The 26,123-nt window shown below is 63.3% G+C and carries 25 protein-coding genes; 10 read left to right on the forward strand and 15 right to left on the reverse strand.

Translation table 11 applies throughout. From position 1 onward, the window contains the following. Positions 1–1,416: a coniferyl aldehyde dehydrogenase gene (locus ACPWMG_RS05720; protein ID WP_483303695.1), complete on the reverse strand. Its 1,416-nt coding sequence runs from the start codon at positions 1,414–1,416 to the stop codon at positions 1–3. Positions 1,417–1,532: 116 nt separating this feature from the next. Here ACPWMG_RS05720 and ACPWMG_RS05725 point away from each other — a divergent pair, with 116 nt between their 5' ends. The 5 genes from ACPWMG_RS05725 to ACPWMG_RS05745 all read left to right on the forward strand — a co-directional run bounded on the left by ACPWMG_RS05725 (position 1,533) and on the right by ACPWMG_RS05745 (position 7,118). Further along, positions 1,533–2,465: a LysR family transcriptional regulator gene (locus ACPWMG_RS05725; RefSeq protein ID WP_483303696.1), complete on the forward strand. Its 933-nt coding sequence runs from the start codon at positions 1,533–1,535 to the stop codon at positions 2,463–2,465. 192 nt (positions 2,466–2,657) lie between these two features. Next, positions 2,658–3,605, forward strand: a complete 948-nt coding sequence (tal, locus tag ACPWMG_RS05730) for a transaldolase (protein ID WP_483303697.1) — start codon at positions 2,658–2,660, stop codon at positions 3,603–3,605. 1 nt (position 3,606) lies between these two features. Beyond that, entirely contained in the window at positions 3,607–5,193 is a 1,587-nt protein-coding gene (gene pgi / locus ACPWMG_RS05735) for a glucose-6-phosphate isomerase (protein WP_483303698.1), read from the forward strand. A 24-nt stretch (positions 5,194–5,217) separates the two neighbouring features. Continuing rightward, positions 5,218–6,447 carry a winged helix-turn-helix domain-containing protein gene (locus ACPWMG_RS05740; RefSeq protein ID WP_483303699.1) on the forward strand — a complete coding sequence of 410 codons (1,230 nt, stop codon included), beginning with the start codon at positions 5,218–5,220 and terminating at the stop codon, positions 6,445–6,447. A 32-nt stretch (positions 6,448–6,479) separates the two neighbouring features. Beyond that, positions 6,480–7,118 carry an HAD family hydrolase gene (locus ACPWMG_RS05745; RefSeq protein WP_483303700.1) on the forward strand — a complete coding sequence of 213 codons (639 nt, stop codon included), beginning with the start codon at positions 6,480–6,482 and terminating at the stop codon, positions 7,116–7,118. A gap of 17 nt (positions 7,119–7,135) precedes the next feature. Here ACPWMG_RS05745 and ACPWMG_RS05750 read toward each other — a convergent pair whose 3' ends face one another. Then, a complete protein-coding gene (locus ACPWMG_RS05750) occupies positions 7,136–8,152 on the reverse strand; it encodes a PdxA family dehydrogenase (protein WP_483303701.1) in 1,017 nt (338 codons plus the stop codon). A 22-nt stretch (positions 8,153–8,174) separates the two neighbouring features. After that, a complete protein-coding gene (locus ACPWMG_RS05755; RefSeq protein ID WP_483303702.1) occupies positions 8,175–9,164 on the reverse strand; it encodes a Bug family tripartite tricarboxylate transporter substrate binding protein in 990 nt (329 codons plus the stop codon). Between the two features lie 157 nt (positions 9,165–9,321). On the opposite strand from ACPWMG_RS05755, the gene ACPWMG_RS05760 reads away from it, so the two are divergent. Further along, entirely contained in the window at positions 9,322–10,296 is a 975-nt protein-coding gene (locus ACPWMG_RS05760; protein WP_483303703.1) for a LysR family transcriptional regulator, read from the forward strand. On the opposite strand, the gene ACPWMG_RS05765 is transcribed toward ACPWMG_RS05760, so the two are convergent. The 6 genes from ACPWMG_RS05765 to ACPWMG_RS05790 all read right to left on the reverse strand — a co-directional run bounded on the left by ACPWMG_RS05765 (position 10,270) and on the right by ACPWMG_RS05790 (position 15,244). Then, the gene (locus ACPWMG_RS05765) at positions 10,270–11,079 is read right to left on the reverse strand and encodes a sugar phosphate isomerase/epimerase family protein (protein ID WP_483303704.1); all 810 of its coding nucleotides are present in this window, start codon (positions 11,077–11,079) and stop codon (positions 10,270–10,272) included. The genes ACPWMG_RS05760 and ACPWMG_RS05765 overlap by 27 nt on opposite strands. 4 nt (positions 11,080–11,083) lie before the next feature. Beyond that, positions 11,084–11,848 carry an amino acid ABC transporter ATP-binding protein gene (locus tag ACPWMG_RS05770; RefSeq protein WP_483305181.1) on the reverse strand — a complete coding sequence of 255 codons (765 nt, stop codon included), beginning with the start codon at positions 11,846–11,848 and terminating at the stop codon, positions 11,084–11,086. After that, positions 11,848–12,690, reverse strand: a complete 843-nt coding sequence (locus ACPWMG_RS05775; RefSeq protein ID WP_483303705.1) for a transporter substrate-binding domain-containing protein — start codon at positions 12,688–12,690, stop codon at positions 11,848–11,850. The genes ACPWMG_RS05770 and ACPWMG_RS05775 overlap by 1 nt, the downstream gene beginning before the upstream one ends. A gap of 99 nt (positions 12,691–12,789) precedes the next feature. After that, positions 12,790–13,437 (reverse strand): amino acid ABC transporter permease, encoded by a 648-nt coding sequence (locus ACPWMG_RS05780; RefSeq protein ID WP_483305182.1) that lies wholly within the window; start codon positions 13,435–13,437, stop codon positions 12,790–12,792. Between the two features lie 10 nt (positions 13,438–13,447). Continuing rightward, on the reverse strand, positions 13,448–14,116 hold the full coding sequence (locus ACPWMG_RS05785; RefSeq protein ID WP_483303706.1) for an amino acid ABC transporter permease: 669 nt from the start codon (positions 14,114–14,116) through the stop codon (positions 13,448–13,450). A gap of 78 nt (positions 14,117–14,194) precedes the next feature. Next, positions 14,195–15,244: a Gfo/Idh/MocA family protein gene (locus ACPWMG_RS05790; protein WP_483303707.1), complete on the reverse strand. Its 1,050-nt coding sequence runs from the start codon at positions 15,242–15,244 to the stop codon at positions 14,195–14,197. A gap of 130 nt (positions 15,245–15,374) precedes the next feature. On the opposite strand from ACPWMG_RS05790, the gene ACPWMG_RS05795 reads away from it, so the two are divergent. After that, positions 15,375–16,286 (forward strand): LysR substrate-binding domain-containing protein, encoded by a 912-nt coding sequence (locus ACPWMG_RS05795; protein ID WP_483303708.1) that lies wholly within the window; start codon positions 15,375–15,377, stop codon positions 16,284–16,286. A 30-nt stretch (positions 16,287–16,316) separates the two neighbouring features. Here the strand turns inward: ACPWMG_RS05795 and ACPWMG_RS05800 are convergent, their stop codons facing one another. Both ACPWMG_RS05800 and ACPWMG_RS05805 read right to left on the reverse strand, forming a co-directional pair. Beyond that, complete coding sequence (locus ACPWMG_RS05800) at positions 16,317–17,582, reverse strand: cytochrome c biogenesis protein DipZ (protein ID WP_483303709.1); 1,266 nt, start codon at positions 17,580–17,582, stop codon at positions 16,317–16,319. 33 nt (positions 17,583–17,615) lie between these two features. Next, entirely contained in the window at positions 17,616–17,870 is a 255-nt protein-coding gene (locus ACPWMG_RS05805; RefSeq protein ID WP_483303710.1) for a hypothetical protein, read from the reverse strand. 154 nt (positions 17,871–18,024) lie between these two features. On the opposite strand from ACPWMG_RS05805, the gene ACPWMG_RS05810 reads away from it, so the two are divergent. Both ACPWMG_RS05810 and ACPWMG_RS05815 read left to right on the forward strand, forming a co-directional pair. Beyond that, the gene (locus ACPWMG_RS05810) at positions 18,025–18,759 is read left to right on the forward strand and encodes a response regulator transcription factor (RefSeq protein ID WP_483303711.1); all 735 of its coding nucleotides are present in this window, start codon (positions 18,025–18,027) and stop codon (positions 18,757–18,759) included. Next, positions 18,756–20,237 (forward strand): sensor histidine kinase, encoded by a 1,482-nt coding sequence (locus ACPWMG_RS05815; protein WP_483303712.1) that lies wholly within the window; start codon positions 18,756–18,758, stop codon positions 20,235–20,237. The genes ACPWMG_RS05810 and ACPWMG_RS05815 overlap by 4 nt, the downstream gene beginning before the upstream one ends. 8 nt (positions 20,238–20,245) lie before the next feature. On the opposite strand, the gene ACPWMG_RS05820 is transcribed toward ACPWMG_RS05815, so the two are convergent. After that, positions 20,246–21,253: a Bug family tripartite tricarboxylate transporter substrate binding protein gene (locus ACPWMG_RS05820; protein ID WP_483303713.1), complete on the reverse strand. Its 1,008-nt coding sequence runs from the start codon at positions 21,251–21,253 to the stop codon at positions 20,246–20,248. 39 nt (positions 21,254–21,292) lie between these two features. Further along, positions 21,293–22,804: a sulfatase-like hydrolase/transferase gene (locus ACPWMG_RS05825; protein WP_483303714.1), complete on the reverse strand. Its 1,512-nt coding sequence runs from the start codon at positions 22,802–22,804 to the stop codon at positions 21,293–21,295. Between the two features lie 129 nt (positions 22,805–22,933). Between ACPWMG_RS05825 and ACPWMG_RS05830 the strand changes: the two genes are divergently transcribed. Then, a complete protein-coding gene (locus ACPWMG_RS05830; protein ID WP_483303715.1) occupies positions 22,934–23,854 on the forward strand; it encodes a LysR family transcriptional regulator in 921 nt (306 codons plus the stop codon). 189 nt (positions 23,855–24,043) lie between these two features. Here ACPWMG_RS05830 and groL read toward each other — a convergent pair whose 3' ends face one another. After that, entirely contained in the window at positions 24,044–25,696 is a 1,653-nt protein-coding gene (gene groL, locus ACPWMG_RS05835; RefSeq protein WP_483303716.1) for a chaperonin GroEL, read from the reverse strand. Between the two features lie 120 nt (positions 25,697–25,816). After that, complete coding sequence (locus ACPWMG_RS05840) at positions 25,817–26,107, reverse strand: co-chaperone GroES (protein ID WP_483303717.1); 291 nt, start codon at positions 26,105–26,107, stop codon at positions 25,817–25,819. Positions 26,108–26,123: the final 16 nt, after the last annotated feature.

A 26,123-nucleotide genomic window follows, 5' to 3' on the forward strand; every position in this document is an offset into this window, starting at 1 on the left:
TTAGCTGACCAACGTCATCAACTGCTTCAGCTTGTCGGCGTAAGGCGCGCGCAAACGCAGGCCCGAGGCGCCATCTTCGCTCTGCTGCACCACGGCCTTGGCATGGCTGAAACGGCGGAAGCCGTGGATGCCATGGTACGCGCCAATGCCCGAGCCGCCCACGCCGCCGAAGGGCAGGGTTTCAATCGACACGTGGGTCATCACATCGTTGAACACCAGCGCGCCCGAGGTGGTGTGCATGGCAAACGCTTGCTGGCGCACCGGGTCGTTGCCGAAGTAATACGCGGCCAAGGGGCGCGGGTGGGCGTTGATGTAGGCCACGGGCTCGGCGCGGTCGGTGTAGGTTTTGATGGGCAGCAGCGGGCCGAAGATTTCTTCTTGCATGATCTGCATGTCGTCGGTCACGTCCAGCACCAGGTGGGGAGCCATCTTGCGGGTGGCGGCATCAAAGGCGGGTTCACCGGCGGGGGCCAGGCTCACCACACGTGCGCCCTTTTGCGTGGCGTCGGCCAGCAGGTGGGCCAGGCGTTCAAAGTGCCGGTCGCTGATGATCGACGTGTATTCGGTGTTGTCTTGCAGCGTGGGGAAGGCTTTCGCCACAAAGCGCTGCGCCGTGGCCACCAAGGCATCCACCTTGTTCTGCGGCACGATCATGTAGTCGGGCGCGATGCAGATCTGGCCGGCGTTGAAGGTCTTGACGGTCATGGTGCGTTCCACCGCCACTTGGATGTCGGCATCGTCGTCCACCACCACGGGCGACTTGCCGCCCAGCTCCAGCGTCACCGGCACCAGGTTGTCGGCGGCGGCTCGCATCACGTGACGGCCCACGGTGGTGCTGCCGGTGAACACCAAGTGGTCGAACGGTAGGCCGCTGAAGCTGGCACCAACTTCGGCGTTGCCCAGCACCACACCAAACTCCATGGGGTCGAAGTAACGGCCCACCAGTTCGGCAAACAAGTCAGATGTGCGCGGCGTCAACTCGGATGGCTTCAGCAAAGCCGTGTTGCCGGCTGCAAACACACCCGACAGTGGCCCAAACGCCAGGTTGATGGGAAAGTTCCACGGGCTGATGATGCCCACCACGCCCAGCGGCTGCTGCTGGATCCAGCCCATCATGCCGGGGGCGGGCGTTTCCACCGCTTCGGCTTGCATCCAGTGCGCCAGGTTCTCGGCCGAGTAATGCAGCATCTTGATGGTGGTCATCACGTCGGCGGTCATCGAGTGGTAGACGGCGCGGTGGCCAAAGTCGGCGCTCATGGCCTGCGCCAGCGCGGCGTGGTTGTCTTTGATGAGGCTGGCCGCGCGCAACAGGCGGTCGCTGCGCAGCGCGGCATCGGCTGGCCCCTTGGCCAAATGCGCTTGTTTCATCGCTTGCACGATGGCTTTGAGGTCTTGCACGGATTGGGTGGTGTTCATATGCGATTCGATTCCGTTGGTGCCTTCTAGAGGCGATGGCGAATGGTAGGAAACCGCACGCGAAAGCGCCAACAGCATGATTTAGGCAGGGGTATAAATTTATTTATGATGGGCGCATGTCGCTTTCTCGCCTGCGCACCTTCATCGAGGTCTACCGCCAAAAATCCATCAGCGCCGCCGCGCGCAGCCTGAACCTCACGCAGCCAGCGGTGTCGCAACACATCGCCGGGCTGGAGGCGACGATTGGCCGCCGCCTGTTTGTGCGCGAAAGCCAAGGCGTGAGCCCCACGGCGGCGGCCGATGAACTGGCGGCTGACGTGGGCGACAAGCTCGATTCGGCCGAAGCCGCACTGGCGTCGGCCCGCGCGCGCTCGGTGGAGGTGGCGGGCGCGCTGCAAATCGTCGGCCATGTGGACTTCCTGGCCGAGGTGGTGGCGGCAGAACTGGTGCCGCTGCTGGAGGTGGGGGTGCGCGTGCGTTTGCAGTCGGGCGACCGCGACCTTATCCACCAAATGCTGATCGACGGCGACAGCGATCTCGGCATTACCGCCTTCCCCAGCACCGACCCGCGTTTGCGCAGCGACCTGATCCGCACCGAGCGTGTGTTGGCCGTGGCCGCGCCCGCCGTGGCGCAGCGCATCCACCAGGCCAAAGACTTCAAAAGCGCGTTGCTGGCCGAGCCCCTGCTGGCCTACAGCCTGGAGATTCCGCTGATCGACCAATGGCTGGAGAAAAACGCGCTCGGCCCGCTGCAGGTGCCACCGGCCATGATCGGCCAAGACCTGCGCTCGCTGCGCAGCCTGCTGTGCCGGGGCTTTGGCTGGACGGCGCTGCCCGAGTATCTGTGCCGCGACAACCTGGCCAAGGGCGAACTGGTGGAGATCGCCGCGCCAGTGGCCTCCACCACGTTGAGCTACCACCTGGCCTGGACGCCCATTGCGCTGCGCCAGGCCCGCGTGGCGCATGCGCGGCAAACGCTGCTGTGGCGTTTGGCGGGGAGTTTGGAGGGCAAGGGGAACGCTGTCACCGTCACGTCACGAAAGAAGTAGCGTCTTCGCGCTTCGTCTTTCGTAACACGGAAGAACCCCAACGCTGTCCGGGGAACCGTTTTTGTTTGTACCATGGGGTTGTTGTGTGTGACGACGCTGCAAGTGTGGTCGCACGTTTTCAGTGAGGGCCCCTGGGAGCCTGTCAATCAAGCTCCCCCTGGGCACAACAACCGGTGAACCCGGCATCAAGACATGAACCAACTCGACGCGCTCAAGCAATTCACCACCGTGGTGGCCGACACCGGCGACTTCAAGCAGCTAGGGGTCTACAAGCCAACCGACGCCACCACCAACCCCTCGCTCATCCTGAAGGCCGTGCAAAAGGCCGACTACCAGCCGCTGGTGACGGAGACCGTGGCCAAGTACCGTGGCAAGCCGCTGGACGAAGTGGTCGACCACCTGCTGGTGCGCTTTGGCAGCGAAATCCTCTCCATCATTCCTGGCCGTGTGTCCACTGAAGTAGACGCGCGCCTGAGCTTCGACACCGCCGCCACCGTGGCGCGCGGCGAGCGTCTCATCGCCTTGTACAAGGCCGAAGGCATTGGCGCCGAGCGTGTGCTGATCAAAGTAGCTGCCACCTGGGAAGGCATTCGCGCGGCCGAGCAACTCGAGCAACGCGGCATCCGCACCAACCTCACCTTGTTGTTCTCGTTTGCGCAGGCCGTGGCTTGTGGCCAGGCCAAGGTGCAACTGATCTCGCCGTTTGTGGGCCGCATTTACGACTGGTACAAAAAGACCGCCGGTGCCAACTGGGTGGAGGCCGACAACGCCGGCGCCAACGACCCCGGCGTGAAGTCGGTGCGGCAGATCTACAACTACTACAAACACTTCGGCATTGCCACCGAAGTGATGGGCGCAAGCTTCCGCAACGTCGGCCAGATCACCGCCTTGGCCGGTAGCGACCTGCTGACCATCAGCCCCGACCTGCTGGCCAACCTGGCCGATAGCAACGCGCCGCTGCAGCGCGAGCTCGACCCCGTCGCCGCCAAGAGCCTGAAGCTCGACAAGGTGACGTACGACGAAGCTGCCTTCCGCTACGCGCTGAACGAAGACGCCATGGCCACCGAAAAACTGGCCGAAGGCATCCGCGCCTTTGCGGTAGACGCTGGCAAGCTCGACAAACTGTTGCTGGCAGCCTGAGATGACGAGCGCCGCGCCCACTTCTCAAGTGCTTGCCCAACGCCCGCGCTGCGACCAGGTGCCCGCCTGGGGCCAACTGCAAGCGCAGTTTGAGTCCAGCGGCAAAGCCTTCGACATCCGCTCGGCGTTTGCCGCCGACAGCGCGCGTTTCTCCAAGCTCAGCTTTGAAGCACCGCACGTGTTTGCCGACTTGTCGAAGAACCGCATCGACGCGGCCACGCAGACCTTGCTGTTGGCGCTGGCGCAGCAGACCGGCCTGGAGGCAGCGCGCGATGCGATGTTTGCCGGCGACGCCATCAACAGCACCGAGCAACGGGCGGTGATGCATTGGCTGCTGCGCACACCGGCTTCGGCCACACCGCAGTCGGCGTTTGTGGCGTCGGCCTTGAAAGACGTGCACAGCGTGCTCGACGCCATGCTTGCTTATGCCGAAAAAGTGCGCGCTGACGCCGAGATCACCGACGTGGTCAACATCGGCATTGGCGGCTCCGACCTTGGCCCGCAAATGGCGGTGGTAGCACTCGACTCTTTCGCCACGCCCGGCAAACGCTTCCACTTCATCTCCAACGTAGACGGCCATGAAATGGCCGCACTGCTGCCGAAGTTGAAGGCGAAGAACACGCTGTTTTTGGTCGCGTCAAAAACCTTCACCACGGCCGAGACCATGGCCAACGCGCGCTCGGCCAAGGCCTGGTTTGAGCAGCAAGGCGGCACCGATGTGGCGCGCCACTTTGCCGCGCTGACCACCAACGTGGCGGCGGCCAAAGACTTTGGCATCACCACCACCTTCGGTTTCTGGGATTGGGTGGGCGGGCGTTATTCCATGTGGTCGGCCATTGGCCTGCCGCTGGCCATCGCCATTGGCGCGGGCGGCTTCCGCGAGTTCTTGACTGGCGCGCACGCCATGGACGAGCACTTCCGCACCACGCCGCTGGCGCAAAACCTGCCCGTGCAGTTGGGCTTGCTCGACGTCTGGTACCGCAACTTCCACGGCTTTACCAGCCGCAGCATTGCGCCGTACCACAGCGCCTTGCGCCGCCTGCCGGCCTACCTGCAGCAGTTGGAGATGGAAAGCAACGGCAAGCAGGTCGACATCAACGGCCAGCATTTGGCCTACGGCACCTCGCCGGTGTTGTGGGGCGAACCCGGCACCAATGGTCAGCATGCTTATTTTCAAATGCTGCACCAGGGTACCGACGTGGTGCCTCTGGAGTTTGTGGCGGTGAAGAAAGAGCGCCACACGCTGCCCGGCCACCATCCGGCTTTGCTGGCCAACGTGCTGGCGCAAGCGCAGGCGCTGATGGTCGGCAAGACCGACGCTGGCGGCCACCGCAACTTCCCTGGCAACCGCCCGAGCACCTTCTTTGTGCTGGAAGCGTTGACACCCGCCACGCTCGGCGCGTTGATCGCCCTGCAAGAGCACCGCGTGTTTGTCAGCGGTGCCATCTGGGGCATCAACAGCTTTGACCAGTGGGGTGTGGAACTCGGCAAGGTGTTGGCCAAGGACATCGAGCCGCGCCTGCAGTCGGGCGATGTGGCGGGGCTGGATGGCTCTACCGCCGGGCTGTTGGCACGTTTGCGCGGCTAAATCGTTTTTAAGAGCGGTTAAATCTTGCTGAGCCTTGTACAAGCCCGCGCGCTGCATCTGGCCGCGCAGGGCTTGCTGCAGCCGCCCAGCGCCGCCGCCACGTTGGCCGATGTGGCGGCCTGCATTGAGCGCATGGCGCTGCTGCAGATCGACACCATCCACGTGGTGTCGCGCAGCCCTTATCTTGTACTCCACTCGCGTTTGGGCGACTACCCGCGCCAGTGGCTGGAAGACACTTTGGCCAGTGCGCAGGTGTTCGAGACCTGGGCCCACGAAGCCTGCTTCGCGCCCATGGCCGATCTGCATGCGCACCGCGCCTACAACCGCCAAGCCCGCCAGCACTGGGGCATCGCCAAGGCCGAACAAAGCCATTTGGCGCAGCGCCCGCATCTCGATAAATTACTGGAGCATGTGCGGTCGAATGGGCCGGTCAAGTCGTCTGACTTTGAACGGGTGGAAGGTGCGGGCAGCCCCTGGTGGGGCTGGAAGGATGAAAAGCGTTGGCTGGAGGCATTGTTCGCCAAAGGCGAGCTGATGATTGCGCGGCGCGAAAACTTTCACCGCGTCTATGACCTGAGCGAACGCGTGGCACCGCAACTGCTGAACTACAACGCGGCCACCGATTCAACGGTCGAAGCATTGAACAACCATTGGGCCGAGCGCGCCATTGCCGCCCTGGGTGTTACCCAGGCGCGCTGGGTGCACGATTACTTTCGCACCAAGCCGCGCTTCAAAGATGCCGACCTGGATGCGCTGGTCGATGCCGGCACGGTGCTGCGGGTAGCGGTGCAGGGCTGGGACGTGCCGGGTTATGTCCACAGCCGCCATGCCGCGTTGTACCAGCAGGCGCAGGCCGATCAATTGACCGCCACACACACCGCGCTGTTGTCACCCTTCGACCCGGTGGTGTGGGACCGCGAACGTGCGCTGGCACTGTTCGACTTCGACTACCGCCTGGAGTGCTACACCCCCGAAGAAAAGCGCGTGTATGGCTACTTCGTGCTGCCGATTCTGAGCCGAGGCGAACTCATCGGCAGGCTCGACGCCAAGGCCTACCGCGCCGACGGTGTGTTTGAAGTGCGCGCGCTGCATGTGCAGCCTGGCCTGGTGTGGAGCGACGCGCAAATGGCCGACGTGGCCCAGGCCATTCAACGTAGCGCTACCTGGCACGGCACACCCAAGGTGCGCATCACACGCACGCAACCGGCCAAGCTCGCGGCGCCGTTGCGGCGTGCCTTGCGCGCTTTGAAATAAACAGAACCTAAAACGAAAATGAGGAGGAATATATGAACGTGGTATTCGACTTTGGCGCCGTGCTGTTCACCTGGCGCCCCGTAGACATGGTGGCCAAGTGGTTTCCCGAGCGCGCCGACAGCGCTGCGGCTGCTGGTCACCTAGCGCATGAAATGTTTGGCCACGCCGACTGGCTGGCTTTTGACCGTGGCACAGTGTCTTTGCCCGAGGTGATTGACCTGATGGCGGCGCGTTTGACCCTGGATCGCCCCAAGCTCGCGACCTTGATCGAACCCATGGATCTGTTTCTAGAGCCCATGCCGGAATCGGTGGCGATGCTGGCGCGCCTGGTGGCTTTGCGCGAACGCGCAGCGCAAACCGACGACCCGTTGAAGCTCTATTTCCTGTCCAACATGCCCGCGCCTTTCGCGCGTACCCTGGAGCGCCTGCACAGCTTCTTGAGCGATTTCGACGGTGGCATCTTCTCGGGCGACGTGAAGCTCATCAAACCCGAGCCCGCCATCTTCGAGCTGCTGCAAAGCCGCCACGCATTGGAGCCCGCCAAGACCGTGTTCATCGACGACCTGCTGGGCAACGTGCAGGCCGCCCAGGCGCAGGGTTGGCATGGCATCCACTTCAAATCCACCGCGCAGGTCGAGCAGGATTTGAAGGCGTTGGGCCTGGATTTCTAAGCCCGTCGCCCAAGTTCTTAAGCGGGCACAGCCAAGCGGCTGCGCGCCATGCTCACGCACAGCTTGAAGGCTTCGTTCAAGCCTTCAATGCCCGCCACGCCTTTGCCCGCAATGTCGAACGCACTGCCACTGGCCGAGGTGGCCACCGGCACGGGCAGGCCGCCGTGCAGCGTCACGCCGCGCTCAAAGCCCATCAGCTTCATGGCAATCTGGCCTTGGTCGTGGTACATCGACACCACCGCATCCACGTCACCCCGGCGCGCGCCGATGAACACCGTGTCGGGCGAGAACGGGCCGCGTGCATCCACGCCTTCGGCCTGCAGCTTTTGCACGGCCGGGGCAATGATCTCGATCTCTTCCATGCCAATGGAGCCGCCGTCGCCCGCATGCGGGTTCAAGCCCGACACCGCAATGCGCGGCTTGGCCACACCGGCCAGGCGCAAAGCGCGGTCGATGATGCGCACGGCGTCGCACACGCCATCTTGGGTGATCAGGTCGGCTACTTCGCGCACCGGCACGTGGGAGGTGACGCGCGACGTCCACAAGGCGCCGGTGATGTTGAACTCACATACAAAGTCGGTGATGCCAAAACGCTCTTGCATGAAGCGCAGCTCATCCTCTTGCTGCAAGCCGCCCAGGCGCAACGAATGTTTGTTCAGCGGGGCGAACAGCAGGGCATCGACGTGCTCTTGCTTCACCGCCTCTACCGCCAGTTCCAACGCCTGGTAAGAGGCGCGGCCCGAGGCCAGGTTGGAGGTGCCGAGCACGGGAGGCACGCCACGCAGTGTGTCTTGCAACAGCACCGTGGGCTGGCCAGGTTTGAAGTGCACGTCTTCGAGCTTGTGCACCGCCAAGCCGTTGATCTTGTGGCCGGCAATGTGCTCACCGCTGGCCAGCGCTTTGGGGTCGGCGATCAGCAGGATGTCGGCTTGTTGCAGCGTCTCGGGGCGGGCCAGCAGCTTCACGGCCATCTCGGGGCCTACGCCGCTGGGGTCGCCCAAGAGCAGGCAGAGTTTGGGGCGGGGAGCGGTCATGGGTTTCTCTTTCAAAAAAGGTTTATTCAGCTTTGATGTTGGCTTGTTTGACGAGCTTGCCGAAATAGTCGAACTCGTTGCGGTTCATCTCGGCAAACTGATCCATCGTCAACACATTGATCTCCCCGCCCAGGCCTTTGACGCGGGTTTGCACGTCAGGCATTTGCAATGCGGTTTTGAGTTCAGCCGCCAGACGATCCACCGCAGGGCGTGGCGTGCCGGCGGTCACAAACAAGCCGTACCAGGTCGACACATCGGCACCAGTAATGCCTTGTTCGGCCAGTGTGGGCACGTCGGGCAACTCGGCCGAGCGGCGTGGGGATGTGACGGCCAGCGGGCGCAGCTTGCCGGCGCGGATCTGCCCCATGGCGGATGAAGTGCTGTCGAACATCATGTCGACCTCGCCGCTGATGATGTCGATGTGCGCTTGTGAACTGCCCTTGTACGGGATGTGGATGGACTTGGTGTTGGTCGCCAGACCAAAAGCTTCACCGCCGATGTGTTGTGTGCTGCCGATGCCGGACGACGCGTATTTGAAGCCGCCGGGTTTGGCCGCCATGGCCGCGAGCAGGTCTTTGACGTTTTTGTATGGCGCGTTGCTCGACACCACCAGCACGTTGGGCATCACCGCCACCAGGCCCACAGGTTGCAGGTCTTTCAGCGGGTCGTATTTGAGCTTGAGCAAGTGCGGCGCCACGGCCTGGCCAGTGTTGGTGGCCAGCAGCAGAGTGCTGCCATCGGGCGCGGCGCGGGCGGTCAACTCGGCGGCGATGGTGTTGGAGGCACCAGGGCGGTTTTCCACCACCACGGCCTGCTTCAGCGCCGGGGTGAACTTATCGGCCAGCATGCGGGCCAACAGGTCGGTGCCGCCGCCGGGCGAGGCGCCCACCATGATGCGTACCGATTTGTCGCTGGAGGTCTGGGCCATGGTCATGCTGGGTAAGGTGGCCAGGCCGCTGAGGCCGGCGCAAACCAGCGCCGCGTGAATAAGCCGTCGTGGGGTGAGGTTCATCTTTTTGTCTCCGTTTGTTTTGTAGCGCGCCCACCTTCGAGGGTGGGTCGTGGTGGCAGCGTACTAGGTCAACCCATCTATTGCTAATTGAAAGTTTTGAAGATTCCATATACAAAAGGTGATAGCCCGCTTTTGACGGGCCGGAGACCACTGCCCCATGGACTTTGACCCCGCCCACATGGGCTTGCTGCTGCGCCTGCGCACGCGCCAACTGCTGCTGTTGAAGGTGCTAGACCAGCACCGCAACCTGGGCCGCGCCGCCACGGCCATGAACATCAGCCAACCGGCCGCCACCAAGCTGCTGCAGCAGTTGGAAGACGCGGTGAACGCCGAGTTGTTCACGCGCACCGCGCGCGGCATGACACCCACGCTGGTGGGCGAGGCCTTGATTCGCTACGCCCAGCAGGTGCTCACCGACTTCAGCACGCTGCGCGAAGAAATAGGGGCGCTGCAGGGGGGCTTGACCGGCCTGCTGCGCATTGGCAGCGTGCCCGGAGCCGTGCCCGAACTGCTGGCGCCCACGCTGATGGATTACAAGGCGCAGCACCCGCGCGTGGCCGTGTCGGTGTTGGTGGATACCAGTGACGTGATGCTGGCGCAACTGAGCCGTGGGCAGGTGGATTTGATTCTGGGTCGGCTCACCCCCGGCAACGACACCGACACCTACGCCAGCACGCTGCTGCTGGGCGAATCACAAGTGGTGGTGGCGCGTGCCGGTCACCCGTTGTTTGCGCAGCCCGAGGTGCAGTTTGCCGACCTGCAAAACTGGCCGTGGATTCTGCAGCCGCCGGGCTCGCCGCAGCGCGGCCACTTTGAGGCCGCGTTGGGCCGTGCCGGGCTGCATCCGCGTTTGAACATCACCGAGTCGTCGTCCACCATCGTGGCGACGGCGTTGCTGGAGGTGTCGGATATGCTGGCGGTGATGCCGCAATCGTTGGCGGCGCATTACGCGCGGTTGGGTGTGCTGCGCGTCTTGCCGGTAGAGCTACCGGTGCACGTGCCCCCCATCTACCTGGTGACGCGGCGCGACCGGCTGTTGTCGTCGGCCGCGCAAAGTTATGTGCAACTGCTGGAGGCTTGTGGCGAGGCTTATCGGTCGCGCCATTCAGCCCCTGGGGCACCACTGGGCTAGTAACGCGCGGCTGGCCGTGTTGGCCGCCTGCGCGCGGGCCTGTGCATCCAACTGTGGATGGGTGCGGCCCGTGGGTACTTCTACACCCAGCGGAATGTGGCCCGGCAGCGCGTTCAGAAAATCGAGCAAGGGCAAACCGCCTTCGCCCGGAAACAAGCGTCCTTGCCGAGCCTCTTCGGCGAGGCCGGCATCGTCAGCTCCTTGCAGCGGCGCATCGCACAACTGCAGCGAACCCAAGGCGTGTGGCGGCACTTGTGCCAACTGCGCGGGCGTGCCGCCGGAGCGGAACAGATGCAGCACGTCGATCAGCAGTCGACCGTTGCTGCGGCCCGCACGCGTGACCACGTCAAGCGCCTGCTGCAGGTTGCCGATGGTGCGAAAACGCATGAACTCCAGGTCCACGCCCAGGCCGTACGACGCGGCCATGTCGCAGAGCGCGCTGAAGTTGTCGATGAGGCGGGCCGGGTGGGCGTCGTCGCCCGAGACATTGAGCCGCCTTGCGCCCAGCTCGGCGGCCAGCGCCAGGGTGTGTGCGTAGTCGTAGACCTGCACCTCGGGCGTGAGCGGCAGGAACTCGACATCGTGCACCCCCACGCCGGCCTGCGCCATGCGACGGCGCCAGCGCATCACGGTTTCGCGGTCCATCGGGTAGGCCACCGCGCCGGGCACGGCCGGGAGCACACGGATGCCTACGTTTTGATAACCCGCCGCAGCGGCCAGGTCGAACAGCGCGGGCGGCGCCACGTCCAGCACCGTCAGGTGCGCAAGGGATAAAGCGTGCATGGTTTTACTTGTGAAGAATCTGACCGAGAAAATCGCGCAGCCGCTCGTGCCGGGGCGCGGTAAAAAACTCATGGGGCGGCGCCTGCTCGACGATCTCGCCACGGTCCATGAACAACACCCGGTCGGCTACGCTGCGCGCAAAGCCCATTTCATGCGTGACGCACAGCATGGTCATGCCTTCGTTGGCCAGCCCGATCATGGTGTCCAGCACCTCCTTGACCATCTCGGGGTCAAGTGCCGAGGTGGGTTCGTCGAACAGCATGATCTTCGGCGTCATGCACAAGGCGCGCGCAATCGCCACGCGTTGCTGTTGGCCGCCCGAGAGTTGTGCCGGGTATTTCTTGGCGTGCTCGGGGATGTGCACGCGGGTGAGGTATTGCATGGCCGTGGCTTCGGCTTCCGCGCGTTGGGTGCCGCGCACCTTCATGGGCGCCAGCATGCAGTTCTCCAGCACCGTGAGGTGCGGGAATAGGTTGAACGACTGGAACACCATGCCCACCTCGGCACGCACCGCGCTGACGTTTTTGGCGTCGGCCCCGAGGTCGATGCCGTCGACGATGATGCGCCCCTTCTGGTAGGGCTCCAGCCGGTTGATACAGCGGATGGTGGTGGACTTGCCAGACCCCGAAGGGCCGCAGATGACGATGCGTTCACCACGCCGCACGTTGAGCTGGATGTCGGTCAACACCTGCACCGCGCCAAACCATTTGCTCACGCCTTCCATGCGGATGATGCTGTCGCCCGCCGCAGAGGTGGTTGTTGCGGTCATCATTTGGCAACGAAGTTTGGCAGCGCAGCGGCGGTTTCACCGGAGTCGGGCAAGGCCGTGCCAAGCTCCAGCCCGATCCACTTCTTGTACAGCGCACCGAGCTCGCCGTTGGCGCTTTTGCGTGCGATGAAGTTGTTGATGTAGTCCACCCATTCGCGTTCGCCTGGGCGCACCGCCGCGCCCTGGTAGCCGCGCGACACCACCAGCTTCACGTCGAACTTGCCAGTGCCCGCCACCTGGGCGATGGGCCCGAGTTGTGTGGCGGCCGCACCAGCCAGATCCACCTGCCCGGAGAGCAGCGCCTGCACCGCTGCGGCATCGTCGTCAAAACGCTGCACGGTGGCGCCGCTATTGACCTGGGTGACGGCGTTATCTTGCACGCTGCCACGCGGCACGCCGATGCGCAGGCCTTTGAGCTCGGTGTAAGTCTTCATCGTGGGCAGCGTGGTCTTGCCGATCAGCACGGTGTCCAGGTAGGAGTAGGGGCGCGAGAACAGCACCACCTTCTGCCGATCGGCAAGGATGGTGACCACTGCCGCCAGTACGTCGACCTGGCCGGTCAACAAGGCAGCCGTGCGGTTGGCCACGGTGACCGGGGTGAAGTCGGCCCTGACGCCGAGGTCCTTGGCCAGCAGCTCGGCGAACTCGATGTCGTAGCCGGTGAGCTTGCCGTTTTTGTCGCTGAAGCCCCAGGGCACCTGGGCCACCTGGGCACCGAATTTCAAGACGCCGGACTTCTTGATGTCGGCCACTTTCTGCGCCTGCGCCAGGCTGCTGAAGCCGAGAGCCAAGGACATGGCCACCGCGAGGGCGTGGCGGCGGGTAGGAAAGGTGGGGGGCATGGTTTGTCTCCTGGTATGAGGCGGTGTGCCGCCGGTGTTGTCAAACGGATCGGGTGGGGAAGGAACGGATCGGGAAGGAACTAGTGGGGAAAACGAGGCTCAGGTGCGCAGGGCAAAGCGTTGTTCCAGCCGCGCGCTGTAGCGCGACAGCGGGAAACAGATGGCGAAGTAACACGCGCCCACCAGCCCAAAGGCCAGCAGCGGCTTGTAGGTGATGCTGGAGACCAGTTGCCCGGAACGGGACAACTCGACGAAACCGATGATGGCGGCCAGCGAGGTGCCTTTGATCAACTGCACCAGAAAGCCCACCGTGGGTGCGAACGACATGCGCAGCGCCTGTGGCAACACCACATAGCGCAGGCGCGCCCAGTAGCCCAGGCCCAGTGCCTCGGCGGCTTCCACCTGCCCGCGTGGCACGGCCTGGATGCCGCCGCGCCAGATTTCGCCGAGAAACGCGCCGGCATGCAGGGTCAGGCCGACGGCGGCCGCCACCCACACGTTGACCTTCCAGCCCAGCACCGGCAGGCCGTAGAACACCAGGAACAGTTGCAGCAGCATGGGTGTTCCCTGAAAGAAGTCGATGAACACACTGGCGGCCAGACGCAGGCTTTTGACTGGTGCCGTGCGCGCCAGCGCCACGCCCAGGCCCGCCAATCCGCCGCCCGCAAAGGCCAATGCCGACAACGCCAGCGTGGCCCAGAGTCCGCTGGCAATGACCCAGAATTCCGTGAGAGTGAAGTCGCGAATCATGGGGGGCTCACTTGGTGGGGTAGGCGAAGTACATGCGGTCCACCAGCTTGAACACGGTGGCAAACACGCTGGACATGGCCAGGTACAGGAGTGCGGCGACGATGTAGACCTCGAAGCTGCGGAAGGTCATGGAGTCGATGTTCTGCGCCACCGACGTCAGCTCTTCGGCCGAGATCGACGACACGATGCTGGTGGTCAGCAGCAGCATCACAAACTGCCCGGACAGCGCCGGGTAGATGGTGCGCAACGCGGGCTTGAGCGCGATGTGGCAAAAGGTCTGGAACGGGCTCAGCCCCAGCGCCGCGCCCGCCTCGAACTGGCCACGCGGGACGGACTCGATGCCGGTGCGGATGATCTCTGCCGAAAACGCCCCCAGGTTCAGGCTCAGCGCGAGCACCGCCGCCACGCTGGGTGTGAAGCTGATGCCCAGCGACGGCAGGCCGAAGAAGACAAACAACACCTGTACCAGAAATGGTGTGTTGCGGATGATCTCGATGTAGCTATCGGCCAGCCAACGCAGGGGCGTGACGGCGCTGCGTTTGGCCAGCACGGTCAGCAAGCCGAGCAGCAGGCCCAGCACCACCGAGATGGCCGACAGCTGCAGCGTCAACCCGCAGCCGCGCGCAAACTGCTCCCAGTGGGGCAGCAATACCCCGAAATTGAATGTGTAGGTCATGGTGTGCTCTTGTCTCGTGAGCGTTGTTCTTGGAATGCCGGTGGGATGGACGCCTGGGCCTTGGCCCGAAGTGGAGGCTTACATCGGCAGCACCACCGGGCGTTGCGACTCGGCCGCTTCGCCCACGGCCAGCGTGGCTTGCAGCGTGCGCAAGCCGTCCAGGGCGGAACAAACGGCGTCTTCCTTGCCGGCGACGAGCGCTGCAAAGTGGCGCAACTGCTCGGCATAGGGGCAGCCGGTGTGCACGGCGGTGCGCTCCATCGTGAGCGGGTCGTGCCAACCCTCTGCGGCGCCCTGGTCCTGCCGGTAGCGCCACAGCTCCAGGCGTGGCAAGGTCAGCGAACCTTCGGTGCCGGAGTAGAAATGGGCGTTCACGTCCTGGCGCGGAAAACGTTCGGCTTCACCGGCGCTGAGGTCCCAGTTCCAGGGGGCGACGGTGCTGTCCGACACCGTGACCGTGCCCAGCGCGCCGTTGCGAAAGCGCAGCACCAACGCCGCCGTGTCTTCCACCTCGAAGTGGCGTACCTGGCTGGATGCCATCGCCTGCACACTTTCGATTTCGCCGTAGAGGTGGCGCATCAGATCGATGTCGTGGATCAGGTTGATCAGGATAGGGCCGCCGCCGTGCTTTTGCCGCCAGGTGGTGTTGAAGTAGTCGTGCGGCTTGAGCCAGGTGCTCATCACGGTGGCGCTGACCGGGCGGCCCAGCGCGCCGCTGGCGACGATGGCCTTGGCCTTGCGCATGATCGGGTTGTGGCGGCGTTGGTGGCCCACCAGCACGGGCAGGCCGGTGGCGCGCGAGGCGTCGCAGATGCGCTGGGCATCTTCCAGCGTATCGGCAATGGGCTTTTCCACCAGCACAGCGGCGCCGTGCGCCAGGCAGTCGATGGTGATCTGCGCGTGTGTGGTGTTGGGCGTGGCCACCACCACACCCTTGGGGTTCAGCTCCTGCAACATCTGGCGGTAGTCGGCAAAGCAGGGCAGGCCGAGGGGGCGAGCCATTTCGGCCGCAGCAGGGGTGGGGTCGGCGATGGCCACCAATTCGACGCTGGTGCTGGCCAGTGCTTTTTCGATGTGGGTCTTGCCGATGAGGCCGGCGCCGATGACGGCGATGGGAAGTTTGCGCATGGGATGGATCTGGATGATGGTGTGTTTTGAGGGACTGTTTTCGAATCTGGGCGCATTGTTTGTGACAACGAAAACATCATCAATCCGCTTTTTGTTGCGTCGTTATCAACGATCTGTTGATAATTGGGCGATGGATTTAAAAGACTTGGAAGTGTTTTGTGAGGTGGCGCGGCGCTCCAGCTTTGCGGCGGCTTCGCTCGAGATCGGCACCACGCCGGCGCACATCAGCAAGCGCATCGCCATCCTGGAGACGCAGTTGGGCGTGCGCCTGTTCCACCGCACCACGCGGCGCGTGGTGGTCACCGAAGACGGTGAGCGCGCGTTCCAGTGGGCGCAGCGCATCCTGGACGATGCCAACGCCATGGCCGAGGCTTTCAGCAGTGCGCAGAAGGAGCCTTCAGGGCAGTTGCGCATCGCTACCAGCCAGCGGCTCGGGCGCGAACATGTGGCGCCGATACTGTCTGCGCTGGGGCGGCGTTATCCGCGCGTGGAGGTCTGGCACGAGCTGCTGGACCGGCGCGTGGATCTGATCGGTGAGAACTTCGATATCGACATCCGCATCGGCGACCCCAACCAGCCGCAGCTCATCGCCCAGCGCATGGTGCAGAGCCGGCGTGTGTTGTGTGCTGCGCCCGAATACCTGGCGCAGCACGGCGCGCCGAAGTCGGTGGCGGAACTGGCCGAACACGAATGCCTGCTGTACCGCGAGCGCGACCAGCCTTTTGGCACTTGGCGCCTGTCCGGGCCGGGCGGCATCGAGACCGTGAAGGTGACCGCGCGCTTCAGCTCCAACCACAGCGACGTGGTGCGCGGCTGGGGGCTGGACGGCAAGGGGATTTGCCTGCTCTCTGTGTGGGACATTGCACAACCGCTGCTCGACGGGCGGCTATTGCGTGTGCTGCCCGCGCACGACGAGTCGGCCGATGTTTGGGCGGTCACCAGCACCCGCTCCAGTGGCTCAGCGAAGGTACGGGTGTGCCTGGAGTTCCTGAAGCGGGAACTGGTGTCGGGCCCGCACGCGCTGAACGTCAACGTGGGTTGAGGAAGCGGCGCCACCCGCTAACGCGCGGCCTCAGACGGGGGCGGTGCTGCGCGCTTCTTGCAGCAACTGCTGGATGACTTGCTCGCCCTTGTCGTAGGCGCCTTCGCCAAAGTGGTGGTAACGGATCTGGCCCTTGGCATCCACAAAGTACATGGCCGGCCAGTACTGGTTGTTGAACGACCGCCACACGGCAAAGTTGTTGTCGATGGCGACGGGGTAGGGCACGTTCTGGTCGGCGATGGCGGTCTTCAAGTTGTTGAGGTTCTTCTCGTACGCGAACTCGGGCGCGTGCACGCCAATCACCACCAGGCCTTGGTCTTTGTACTTCTGGTGCCAGGCGCGCACATAGGGCAGCACGTTTTTGCAGTTGTAGCAGGAGTAAGTCCAGAACTCGATCAACACCACCTTGCCGCGCAGGTCGGCGGCCTTGAGTTCGGGTGAATTCAGCCAACCGGTGAGGCCGTTGAGGGGTGGCATGGCTCCTTCCACGGGCAACTGCAGCTTGGGCGCGGTTTGCACTTTCACGATGGGCGAAGCTTGGCTCACTGGGGTGAGGGGCTGGCTGCGAAACTGCTGCAGCAGGCGTTGTTCAATCGGGCTGTTGCCACTCGGCAGTTGCGCCAGTGCGCCGGTATCAAAACCCAACGCAATCGCGCCCACACTGGCCAGCACTGCAGCTCCCAGGCCTTTGCGCAGCCAGTGGGTGGCACGCGCCGAGCGTTGCAGCGCTTTGAAAAACTTGCCGCCCACCAGCAGCACCAGGCCAAGCCCGGTGGCACCGCCCACGGCGTAGAAGAAGAGCAGGGTAGAGGTTTGCATGTTCGGTCCTTGAGTGGCGGCGCTGGTCAAGATCAGGCCCAGGATGGGGCCAGCGCACGGTGCCCAGAGCAGCCCGGTGGCCACGCCGAGCAGAAATGATGAGACAGGTTGCGGGCGCGGGCTGGTGGTGGTGGGCTGCGGCAGCGCGCCGATGAGGCGGTTGCCCAGTTGCGTCCACGGAGCCATTAACCGGTCGGCCCACTGTGGGGCCAGCAGGCTCAGCCCAACCAAGGTCAACACGCCCAGCGCGATCCAGCGGCCGTAGATGTTGAGTTGCACGGCCCAGGTGCCGGCCACCGCGCCGAGTGACGCCACAACGGCGAAGGTTACGGCCAACCCGGTCAGCAGTGGCAGGCTGCTGCGCGTAAACGGTTGGTTGGCACGCGCAAAGATGAACGGCAGCACCGGCAAGATGCAAGGCGACAGGATGGTCAGCACACCACCCAGGAAGGCCAGGCCTGGCAGGACTGTGTTCATGTTTGCGCGGGGTTTCCGGTTGACGCTGGATGGTCAGTTCTTCATCGCATCGGGCTTCATGGCGTCGGCCTTCATGCCGTCTTTGGCTATGGCGTTTTTATGCATCGGCTTGGCCTTCATGGACTTGGCTTTTTTGTCCATGGCCTTGGTGTCGTGCATGGTGTCCATCTTTTGGTCGGCCATGGCATCTTTGGCCATGGCGTCGGGTTTCATTTCGTCTGCCGCGTAGGCGCTGGCAAAGCCGAGCGAGAGGGTGGCGGCGATCAGGGTGGCGGTGAATGTGCGCATAGATGTCTTTCGTGAAATGAGGTCAAGGGGTCAAAAAGCGTGGGGCTTGCTTGCCCACGGCCTCATTCTTCTGCCGCGCCCATGGCCGAATCATCACCAAATGTTCAATTAATCGTGATAACTCTCTAGCGTCGATTGCGACACAATCGCGCTCATGGATGCCGCCAAAAGAGTACTCATCGTCGAAGACGACGCGCACATTGCTGAGTTGCTACGGCTGCATTTGGCGGACGAAGGTTATGCCGTCACCCACGCGGCAGACGGCGACCAAGGCATTGTGGAACTGGAGCGCGGTCACTGGGATGCGCTGATCCTCGACTTGATGCTGCCCGGCGTAGACGGCCTGGAAATCTGCCGCCGCGCACGCACCATGGCGCGGTACACCCCCATCATCATCACCAGCGCACGCGCCAGCGAAGTGCACCGCATCCTGGGGCTGGAGATTGGCGCGGACGACTATTTGGCCAAGCCTTTTTCAGTGCTCGAATTGGTGGCGCGGGTGCGGGCTTTGCTGCGCCGTACCGATGCGCTGGCACGCAATGCACGGCTCGACTCGGGCCATTTGGAAGTGGCGGGTTTGCGCATCGACCCGATTGCGCGCGAAGTGGCGGTAGATGGCTCGCCGATTGAACTCACGCCGCGCGAGTTTGATTTGTTGTACTTTTTTGCGCGCCACCCAGGGCGCGTGTTTTCGCGCCTGGAGCTGCTGAACCAGGTGTGGGGTTACCAGCACGATGGTTACGAACACACCGTCAACACCCATATCAACCGCCTGCGCATCAAGATCGAACCACAGCCCGCCACGCCTCAGCGCCTGCTGACGGTATGGGGCCGTGGCTACAAGCTGGTGGTGCCCGGTGCCGATGCAGCGGGAGGGGCAGCGCGATGAAACGGCTGACGCTCTCATGGCGTTTGTCACTGGTGTTTGCCGTGTTGCTGCTGGTGTGCTGTGGCTTGTTTGCGTGGGTGCAAATGCGCGCCACCGAGCGGCACGAGCAAGAGGTCACCCAGCGTTTGTCCGCTGGCTTGGCGGCGCATATTGCAGGCAATGCCGAACTGATGGCGCCGTCAAAAGGCTGGAACCAAGAGGCGTTGCGCACGCTGTTCGACCAGTTGATGGCGGTGAATCCTAACGTCGAGGTTTACGTGCTTTCACCAGACGGCCACATCGCCGCACAAGCCGCCCCCCCAGGGCACATGAAACGCGACCGCGTGGATTTGGCGCCCGTTCGCCAATTCTTGAGCGGCGCCATGTTGCCCATTTTGGGTGACGACCCGCGCAGTGCCGATGCACGCAAGGTGTTCAGTGCGGCGCCGGTGCAAGTCAATGGCCGCGACGTGGGTTACGTCTACGTGGTGCTGGCGGGTGAAGACCGGGATGCCGTGGCCGCCAATGTGGCGGGCGGCGTCGTGCGGCGCACCATGTTGCTCTCGATGCTGCTGGTGGCAGCGTTTGGCTTGATCACCGGCTTGGTGGCTTTTCGCTTGTTCACCAAACCGCTGCGCCGCTTGACCACCGAGGTGCGCCGTTTTGAGGCTGGTGGCATGGCTTCGCTCGATGAAGATTTGCCAGACTTTGCAGCCAGAAGCGGCGACGCAGAAGACATTGCCACGCTGCGCCAGGCCTTCAGGCAAATGCGCCAACGCATCGCCCACCAATGGCGCGAGCTGACGCAGCAAGACCAGCAGCGCCGCGAGTTGTTTGCCAACCTGTCGCACGACTTGCGCACACCGTTGACCTCGCTGCATGGCTACCTGGAAACGCTGCAACTCAAGGCCGAAACCCTGAACCTTGACGAGCGCCGCCGCTACCTGGGCAACGCACTCGACCAAAGCCGCAAGGTCGGCCGCTTGGCGCAAGAAATGTTTGAGCTGGCACGGCTGGAATACGGCGTGGTGCAGCCCGAGAAAGAACACTTTCCGCTCAGCGACGTGGTGCAAGACGTGCTGCAAAAGTTTGCGCTCGCCGCCGAGTCGCGCCGCCAGATGTTAGTGGCCGACTTGGCTCCTGACTTGCCTTTGGTGTTGGCCGACCTGGGCATGATCGAACGCGTATTGACCAACCTGTTGGACAACGCCATTCGCCACACCCCCCAGGGCAGCCAGATCACCGTGCAGCTACGCGCCAAAGGCGGGCGTGTGCAAGTGGAGGTGAGCGACAGCGGCCCGGGTATTCCGCCCGAACTGCAGAAGGCCTTGTTTGTGCGGCCGTTGCTGGGCGCGACATCGCGTGGCGGTGGTAGCAACGGTGGTGGTGGCTTCGGCCTGATGATCGTGCAGCGCATTTTGCAGTTGCACGACAGCCAGATCCAATTGCTGCAACGCCCCGACAAGGGGGCCGTGTTCAGTTTTGAGCTACCTGCCTAGCGTTGCCTTTAAGTAGTGAATTGGATGTTGGCGCTCTTCACGATTTGGGTGACCTTGTCATAAGCGCCGCGCATCGTGTCGGCAAATGCTTGCGGTGTACTGCCTGAAGCTGCGAGGCCAGCCGCTTCCAACTGCTGGCGCACCGCAGGCTGGTTGGCGATGCGTTGCAACTCGGTGCTGACGCGCTGAATGGCCGACGTCGGCGACCCCGTGGGCATGAGGTAGCCCCAGAAGTTGGTGAAGTGAAACCCCGGAATGCCCGACTCTGCGATGGTCGGCACCTCGGGCATGGCCGCCACGCGGTCGCCCGTGGTGGCCAGCGCACGGATCTTGCCAGCTTTGGCTTGCGCAAAGGCTGCGCCATCGATCATCACGTCAATGTGGCCGCCCAGCAGGTCGGTCACGGCGGGCGCTCCGCCGCGATAGGGCACGTGCACCACGTCAATGCCGGCCATGTTCTTGATCATCTCCAACACCAGATGGCCGATAGACCCAGCGCCCGAGGTACCGCATTTGTATTTGCCAGGGTTGGCTTTGGCCAGCGCCAGAAAGTCCTTGAAGTTGCTGACCGGCAGGTCGTTGCGCGCGGTGACGATGACGGAGACGGTGGCAATCATCGACACCGGCACAAAATCTTTTGCAGGGTCGTACGGCAGATCGGCGCGTGCCACGCGGTTGATGCACAGCGTGCCCAGGTCGCCTACCACCAGGTTGTATCCGTCGGGGGCGCTGCGTGCGCCCGCCGTAGCGCCAATCGCCCCAGCGGCGCCGCCCCGGTTGTCCACCACCACCGCTTGGCCCAGGGCTTCGGCCAGCGGGGTGGAGAAGACCCGCGCCACCACGTCGGTATTGCCGCCGGGCGGGTAGGGCACGATGAGCTTCAGCGGCTTGCTGGGGTAAGCGGCCTGGGCCCGCGCTGGCGACAACAGCCAGGGCGTGGCGAGGCCAGCGGCCAAGGTGTTGCCGAGGAGCCGACGGCGTGTGAGCGAGAAATGGGTAGTGGTGTGCGATGGCATGTGTGTCTCCAATATCGTTATTTTTCAGACGGGGCTTCGTCAGGCTGGGCGTATCGCGGTGCGGTCCGGGTGGTCTACCGGTGGCTGCGGGTACTGCACGCCGCGTTGGCCCGACAGTGCGCGGTCGGGCTTGAACACGAGTTGGCCTGGGTCATAACCCACCAGCTTGCCGCTGTGCACCCACTCCAGATCGCTGCCGTACAGCTCTGCGATCAGGGCTTCTTCCAGGCGACGACGAACGGAGGCGGCGCCTGCCTCAGCGGACAGATCGTGCAACTCCTGCGGGTCGTTGGCCAGATCAAACAACTGCACCACGTTGCGTGCCGGGTACCAGATGAGTTTGTGGCGACCGTCGTGCAGCATGCGGCTGGCGTTGTGTTTTTCGCCGCATTCGCCGTAGAGCGTGTCGCGGCGTTTGTCGCCCACCATGGACAAGCCCTCGACCGAGTCGGGCACCGGAATGCCCGCCAGATCCAGCAGTGTGGGCATCACATCTTGCAGCCCGACCAGGCGATGGTCCACGCCACCTTGCGGCAGGCGTTTGCAACCGGTTGTGCCCACCACAATCATCGGCACCTGGGCCGATGCTTCATAGAACAGGCGCTTGGCCCATAGGCCGTGGTTGCCCAGCATGTCGCCGTGGTCGCAGGTGAGCAGGATGATGGTGTCGTCGAGCAGGCCTTCTTCGCGCAGCGTGCCGATGAGGATGCGAATTTGGTGGTCGATGTGTGTGCACAGCGCGTAGTAGGCGCGGCGCAGCGCGCGGTGTGTGGCGTCGGTGTGTTGTGCGGGCCAGTAGTTGTGGATGACATGCAGGGCACTGGGCAAGGCGGCCACGTCGCGAGACCAGTCACCGTGCACGGGCAGGTCGATGCCGCTGTCGCCAAACATGTCGCGGTACAGGTCTAGGTAGGGCGTGATGGGCACCAGCGGCGGATGCGGGTGGTTGTACGACACATGCCAGAACGCCGGCCGCGTCGGGTCGCGGCGCTTCATTGCGCGCGCGGCTTCGCGGGTGATCCAGTTGGTGACGTGCAGCGACTCGTCCAGGTGCCAGGGGCGGTGCTGGTAGTCGTTGTTGGCCATACCGTGCATGAACTGCTGGCCGGCCAGGCCTCGGTCGGCCATGAAGAGTTCGTGGTCGTCCACCGCGCCCAGGCCCGGGCGGCCTTCTTCGGCCAACAACGCATCGTCAAAGCCGATGCGGTCGCGCTGCGGGAACACATGCAGCTTGCCGATGGCCTGGGCCTGGTAGCCGGCATCGCGAAAGCACTGAGCGAGCAGTGGCTTTTGCGGCATGGGCTCAGCGGGCAGGAACGAACGGTCGCCATGGCCGCGTGGCGACAGGCCCGTCATCACGCTGCGCCGCGCCGGGATGCAGATGGGTGATTCGCTATAGGCGCGGGGAAAGCGTGTCCCCAGCCGCGCCAACTGATCAATGGTGGGCGTTTGGATGACCGGGTGCCCGGCATGGCCGAGCATCGGGCCAGCCCATTGGTCCACCATCAAAAACAGGACGTTGGGGCGTTTATCGCTTGTGGGGGCGTTCAAGGTGTTTGTCTCCAGCTATTCGAGCGGCGAACGGTTGCGCGGCTCGTGGTTACTGTGCAGTCTAGGCAGCGGACGACTGGCGTGGAATGGTTATGCTTGGCATATGTGTTATGCCTTGGGTGTTATGTCATGAAGGAACCGAGTCTCGACCACTGGCGGCTTTTTGTGCAGATTGCCGACCACGGCAGCCTGACCTTGGCTGCTGCCGCACGCGATGTGGCCCAGCCGGCGCTGAGCCGGCAATTGGCCGCCATTGAACGCAGTTGTGGAGGCCGCTTATTTGAACGCGGTGCACGTGGCCTGCGGTTGAATGCAGCGGGGCAGCGCCTGTATCCGCGCGTGGTGGCCTGGCTGGCGCAAGCCGACGACATGGTGGCCGATGCGCGCGGCGACTTGCGCACGCCTGCGGGTGTGGTGCGCCTGGGGTTGTTGGCGTCTTTTGATCCCGACTTGGTGAGCAGCGTGTTTCGCGAGGTGCGCGAGCGCTTTCCCAACATCACCTTGCGCATTGCCGCCGGCCTGAGCGGCTGGCTGGCCGACAGCGTGCACAGCGGCGCGCTCGATCTGGCGCTGCTGTCAACCAACAGCCGCGAGCAGCACAACCAGGAGATCCCCATTGGCTCCATCGCCCACAAGCTGGTGGGGCCGGTGGGTGATGCATTGACGTGGGCTGAGTCCGTGCCATTCACCAGCTTGAATGGCTTGCCCCTGGTGGTGCCGGGCCGACCCTACACCTTCCACAACCTGCTGGAGCACTGGGCCGCACGCAAAGGCATACGTTTGAACGTGGTGGCCGAATGCGATTCGCTGCACCTGCAAAAGCACCTGGTGGCCACCTCGGGCGTCTACGCCATCATGGCCAGCGGCGCCGTACGCGAAGACGCCGCCGCCGGCCGCCTACAGGCCGCGCGCGTGATCTCGCCCGAGCTGAACCGCAACATCGTGCTGCGCGTGTCCGCTACGCGGCCGCCTACACCGGCGTGTAAGGAGGTACTGCGCATCGTCGAACGCACAGCGATCGCCGCCATCCAATTCGCAAACCCAACCTAACCAACGGATCCCCCAAAAGAAAAACCCGCCGAGCTTGCGCCCGGCGGGTTTTTCTTTCAGATCGACAGCTTCGCTCAGTGCGCCCCCTTGAGCCGGGGGTATCGCGGATCCGGCTTCGCCGGTCCGCAGATGTCGCCCCCTGCAAGGGGGTGGGCGCTACACGAAGTGAGCAACCTGGGGGTGAGCCAATTACATGCCCATGCCGCCCATGCCACCCATGCCGCCCATGTCAGGCATGCCGCCGCCGGCAGGAGCGTCGTCCTTTGGCGCTTCTGCAACCATGGCTTCGGTCGTCAACAGCAAGGAAGCAACGGAAGCTGCGTTTTGCAGAGCAGTGCGGGTCACCTTGGTTGGGTCCAGAATGCCCAGTTCCAGCATGTCGCCGTAGCTGTCGTTGGCAGCGTTGAAGCCGAAGTTGCCCTTGCCGGCCAACACAGCGTTCACCACCACAGAAGCTTCGCCACCGGCGTTGTTGACGATCTCGCGCAGAGGCGCTTCGATAGCCTTCAACACCAGCTTGATGCCGGCTTCTTGGTCAGCGTTGTCACCCTTGACGCGGTCGCCAACAGCTTGCTTGGCGCGCAACAGAGCAACGCCGCCGCCAGCCACAACGCCTTCTTCCACAGCAGCGCGGGTAGCGTGCAGTGCATCTTCAACGCGGGCCTTCTTTTCCTTCATTTCGACTTCGGTGGCAGCGCCAACCTTGATCACGGCAACACCGCCGGCCAGCTTGGCCACGCGTTCTTGCAGCTTTTCGCGGTCGTAGTCGCTGGTCGCTTCTTCGATTTGCACGCGCACTTGCTTGACGCGGGCTTCGATGTCAGCAGCGGCGCCGGAGCCGTCGATGATGATGGTGTTTTCCTTGCCCACTTCGATGCGCTTGGCTTGGCCCAGATCGGCCAGCGTCACTTTTTCGAGGGTCAAACCGATTTCTTCTGCGATGACCTTGCCGCCCGTCAGGATGGCGATGTCTTCCAGCATGGCCTTGCGGCGATCGCCGAAGCCAGGAGCCTTCACAGCCACAACCTTCAAGATGCCACGGATCGTGTTCACGACCAAAGTAGCCAGGGCTTCGCCTTCGACTTCTTCAGCAATGATCAGCAGAGGACGGCCAGCCTTGGCGACTTGTTCCAGGGTAGGCAACAGGTCACGGATGTTGCTGATCTTCTTGTCGAACAGCAGCACGAAGGGGTTGTCCAGAATGGCGGATTGCTTTTCTGGGTTGTTGATGAAGTAGGGCGACAGGTAGCCGCGGTCAAACTGCATGCCTTCGACGACGTCGAGTTCGGATTCCAGCGACTTGCCGTCTTCAACGGTGATCACGCCTTCTTTGCCAACCTTGTCCATGGCGTCAGCGATCAGCTTGCCGATGGTTTCGTCGCTGTTAGCCGAGATCGAGCCAACTTGAGCGATTTCCTTGGAGGTGGTGGTGGGCTTGGAAGCCTTCTTCAGCTCTTCAACCAGGGCCGTCACAGCCTTGTCGATACCGCGCTTCAGATCCATTGGGTTGATGCCAGCGGCAACGTACTTGAAGCCTTCGCGCACGATGGCTTGGGCCAGCACGGTTGCGGTCGTGGTGCCGTCACCAGCGTTGTCGCTGGTCTTGGAGGCCACTTCCTTCACGAGCTGGGCGCCCATGTTTTGCAGCTTGTCCTTGAGTTCGATTTCCTTGGCGACGGAAACACCGTCCTTGGTCACCGTAGGGGCGCCGAACGAACGTTCCAGAACCACGTTGCGACCCTTAGGGCCCAGGGTCACTTTAACGGCGTTAGCCAGAATGTTCACGCCTTCGATCATGCGTGCGCGGGCTTCACCGCCGAAGACTACGTCTTTTGCTGCCATGTTGAATTCTCCAGAAATCTAAAAAATGGGGATGAGGGTTTTTTCTACGACCGGGGCTTTGCCCCTTAACTTCGCACTGGCGAAGTGAGCCTTCGACGAAAGTAAGTCGCCTTTGGCGTCTTACTTCTCGACGACTGCGAACAGGTCGTCTTCCTTCATGACGAGCAACTCGTCGCCGGCAACCTTGACGGTTTGGCCGCTGTACTTGCCGAACAGGACGCGGTCGCCAACCTTGACGGTCAGTGCGGCCAGTTCGCCCTTGTCGTTACGCTTGCCTGGGCCGACGGCCAGAACTTCACCTTGATCAGGCTTTTCAGCAGCTGCGTCAGGGATCACGATGCCAGAGGCGGTCTTGGTTTCGCTGTCAATACGCTTGACGATCACGCGATCTGCCAAAGGACGAAGGTTCATTGCATCTCCTAGATTA

It is taken from the genome of Hydrophilobacter chitinilyticus (assembly GCF_049860745.1).
Lineage (GTDB): Bacteria > Pseudomonadota > Gammaproteobacteria > Burkholderiales > Burkholderiaceae_C > Rhodoferax_B.

Excerpts from the sequence above, each read along its gene's own strand:
- ACPWMG_RS05805 (WP_483303710.1), bottom strand. The coding sequence starts at position 17,870 with ATGCGCACATTCACCGCCACCCTGATCGCCGCCACCCTCTCGCTCGGC.
- ACPWMG_RS05765 (WP_483303704.1), bottom strand. The coding sequence starts at position 11,079 with ATGCACGCTTTATCCCTTGCGCACCTGACGGTGCTGGACGTGGCGCCG.
- ACPWMG_RS05840 (WP_483303717.1), bottom strand. The coding sequence starts at position 26,107 with ATGAACCTTCGTCCTTTGGCAGATCGCGTGATCGTCAAGCGTATTGAC.
- ACPWMG_RS05820 (WP_483303713.1), bottom strand. The coding sequence starts at position 21,253 with ATGCCATCGCACACCACTACCCATTTCTCGCTCACACGCCGTCGGCTC.
- ACPWMG_RS05770 (WP_483305181.1), bottom strand. The coding sequence starts at position 11,848 with ATGACCGCAACAACCACCTCTGCGGCGGGCGACAGCATCATCCGCATG.
- ACPWMG_RS05785 (WP_483303706.1), bottom strand. The coding sequence starts at position 14,116 with ATGACCTACACATTCAATTTCGGGGTATTGCTGCCCCACTGGGAGCAG.
- ACPWMG_RS05830 (WP_483303715.1), top strand. The coding sequence starts at position 22,934 with ATGAAGGAACCGAGTCTCGACCACTGGCGGCTTTTTGTGCAGATTGCC.
- pgi (WP_483303698.1), top strand. The coding sequence starts at position 3,607 with ATGACGAGCGCCGCGCCCACTTCTCAAGTGCTTGCCCAACGCCCGCGC.
- ACPWMG_RS05800 (WP_483303709.1), bottom strand. The coding sequence starts at position 17,582 with ATGAACACAGTCCTGCCAGGCCTGGCCTTCCTGGGTGGTGTGCTGACC.
- ACPWMG_RS05720 (WP_483303695.1), bottom strand. The coding sequence starts at position 1,416 with ATGAACACCACCCAATCCGTGCAAGACCTCAAAGCCATCGTGCAAGCG.
- ACPWMG_RS05790 (WP_483303707.1), bottom strand. The coding sequence starts at position 15,244 with ATGCGCAAACTTCCCATCGCCGTCATCGGCGCCGGCCTCATCGGCAAG.
- ACPWMG_RS05795 (WP_483303708.1), top strand. The coding sequence starts at position 15,375 with ATGGATTTAAAAGACTTGGAAGTGTTTTGTGAGGTGGCGCGGCGCTCC.
- groL (WP_483303716.1), bottom strand. The coding sequence starts at position 25,696 with ATGGCAGCAAAAGACGTAGTCTTCGGCGGTGAAGCCCGCGCACGCATG.
- tal (WP_483303697.1), top strand. The coding sequence starts at position 2,658 with ATGAACCAACTCGACGCGCTCAAGCAATTCACCACCGTGGTGGCCGAC.
- ACPWMG_RS05755 (WP_483303702.1), bottom strand. The coding sequence starts at position 9,164 with ATGAACCTCACCCCACGACGGCTTATTCACGCGGCGCTGGTTTGCGCC.
- ACPWMG_RS05815 (WP_483303712.1), top strand. The coding sequence starts at position 18,756 with ATGAAACGGCTGACGCTCTCATGGCGTTTGTCACTGGTGTTTGCCGTG.
- ACPWMG_RS05745 (WP_483303700.1), top strand. The coding sequence starts at position 6,480 with ATGAACGTGGTATTCGACTTTGGCGCCGTGCTGTTCACCTGGCGCCCC.
- ACPWMG_RS05725 (WP_483303696.1), top strand. The coding sequence starts at position 1,533 with ATGTCGCTTTCTCGCCTGCGCACCTTCATCGAGGTCTACCGCCAAAAA.
- ACPWMG_RS05760 (WP_483303703.1), top strand. The coding sequence starts at position 9,322 with ATGGACTTTGACCCCGCCCACATGGGCTTGCTGCTGCGCCTGCGCACG.
- ACPWMG_RS05750 (WP_483303701.1), bottom strand. The coding sequence starts at position 8,152 with ATGACCGCTCCCCGCCCCAAACTCTGCCTGCTCTTGGGCGACCCCAGC.
- ACPWMG_RS05810 (WP_483303711.1), top strand. The coding sequence starts at position 18,025 with ATGGATGCCGCCAAAAGAGTACTCATCGTCGAAGACGACGCGCACATT.
- ACPWMG_RS05775 (WP_483303705.1), bottom strand. The coding sequence starts at position 12,690 with ATGCCCCCCACCTTTCCTACCCGCCGCCACGCCCTCGCGGTGGCCATG.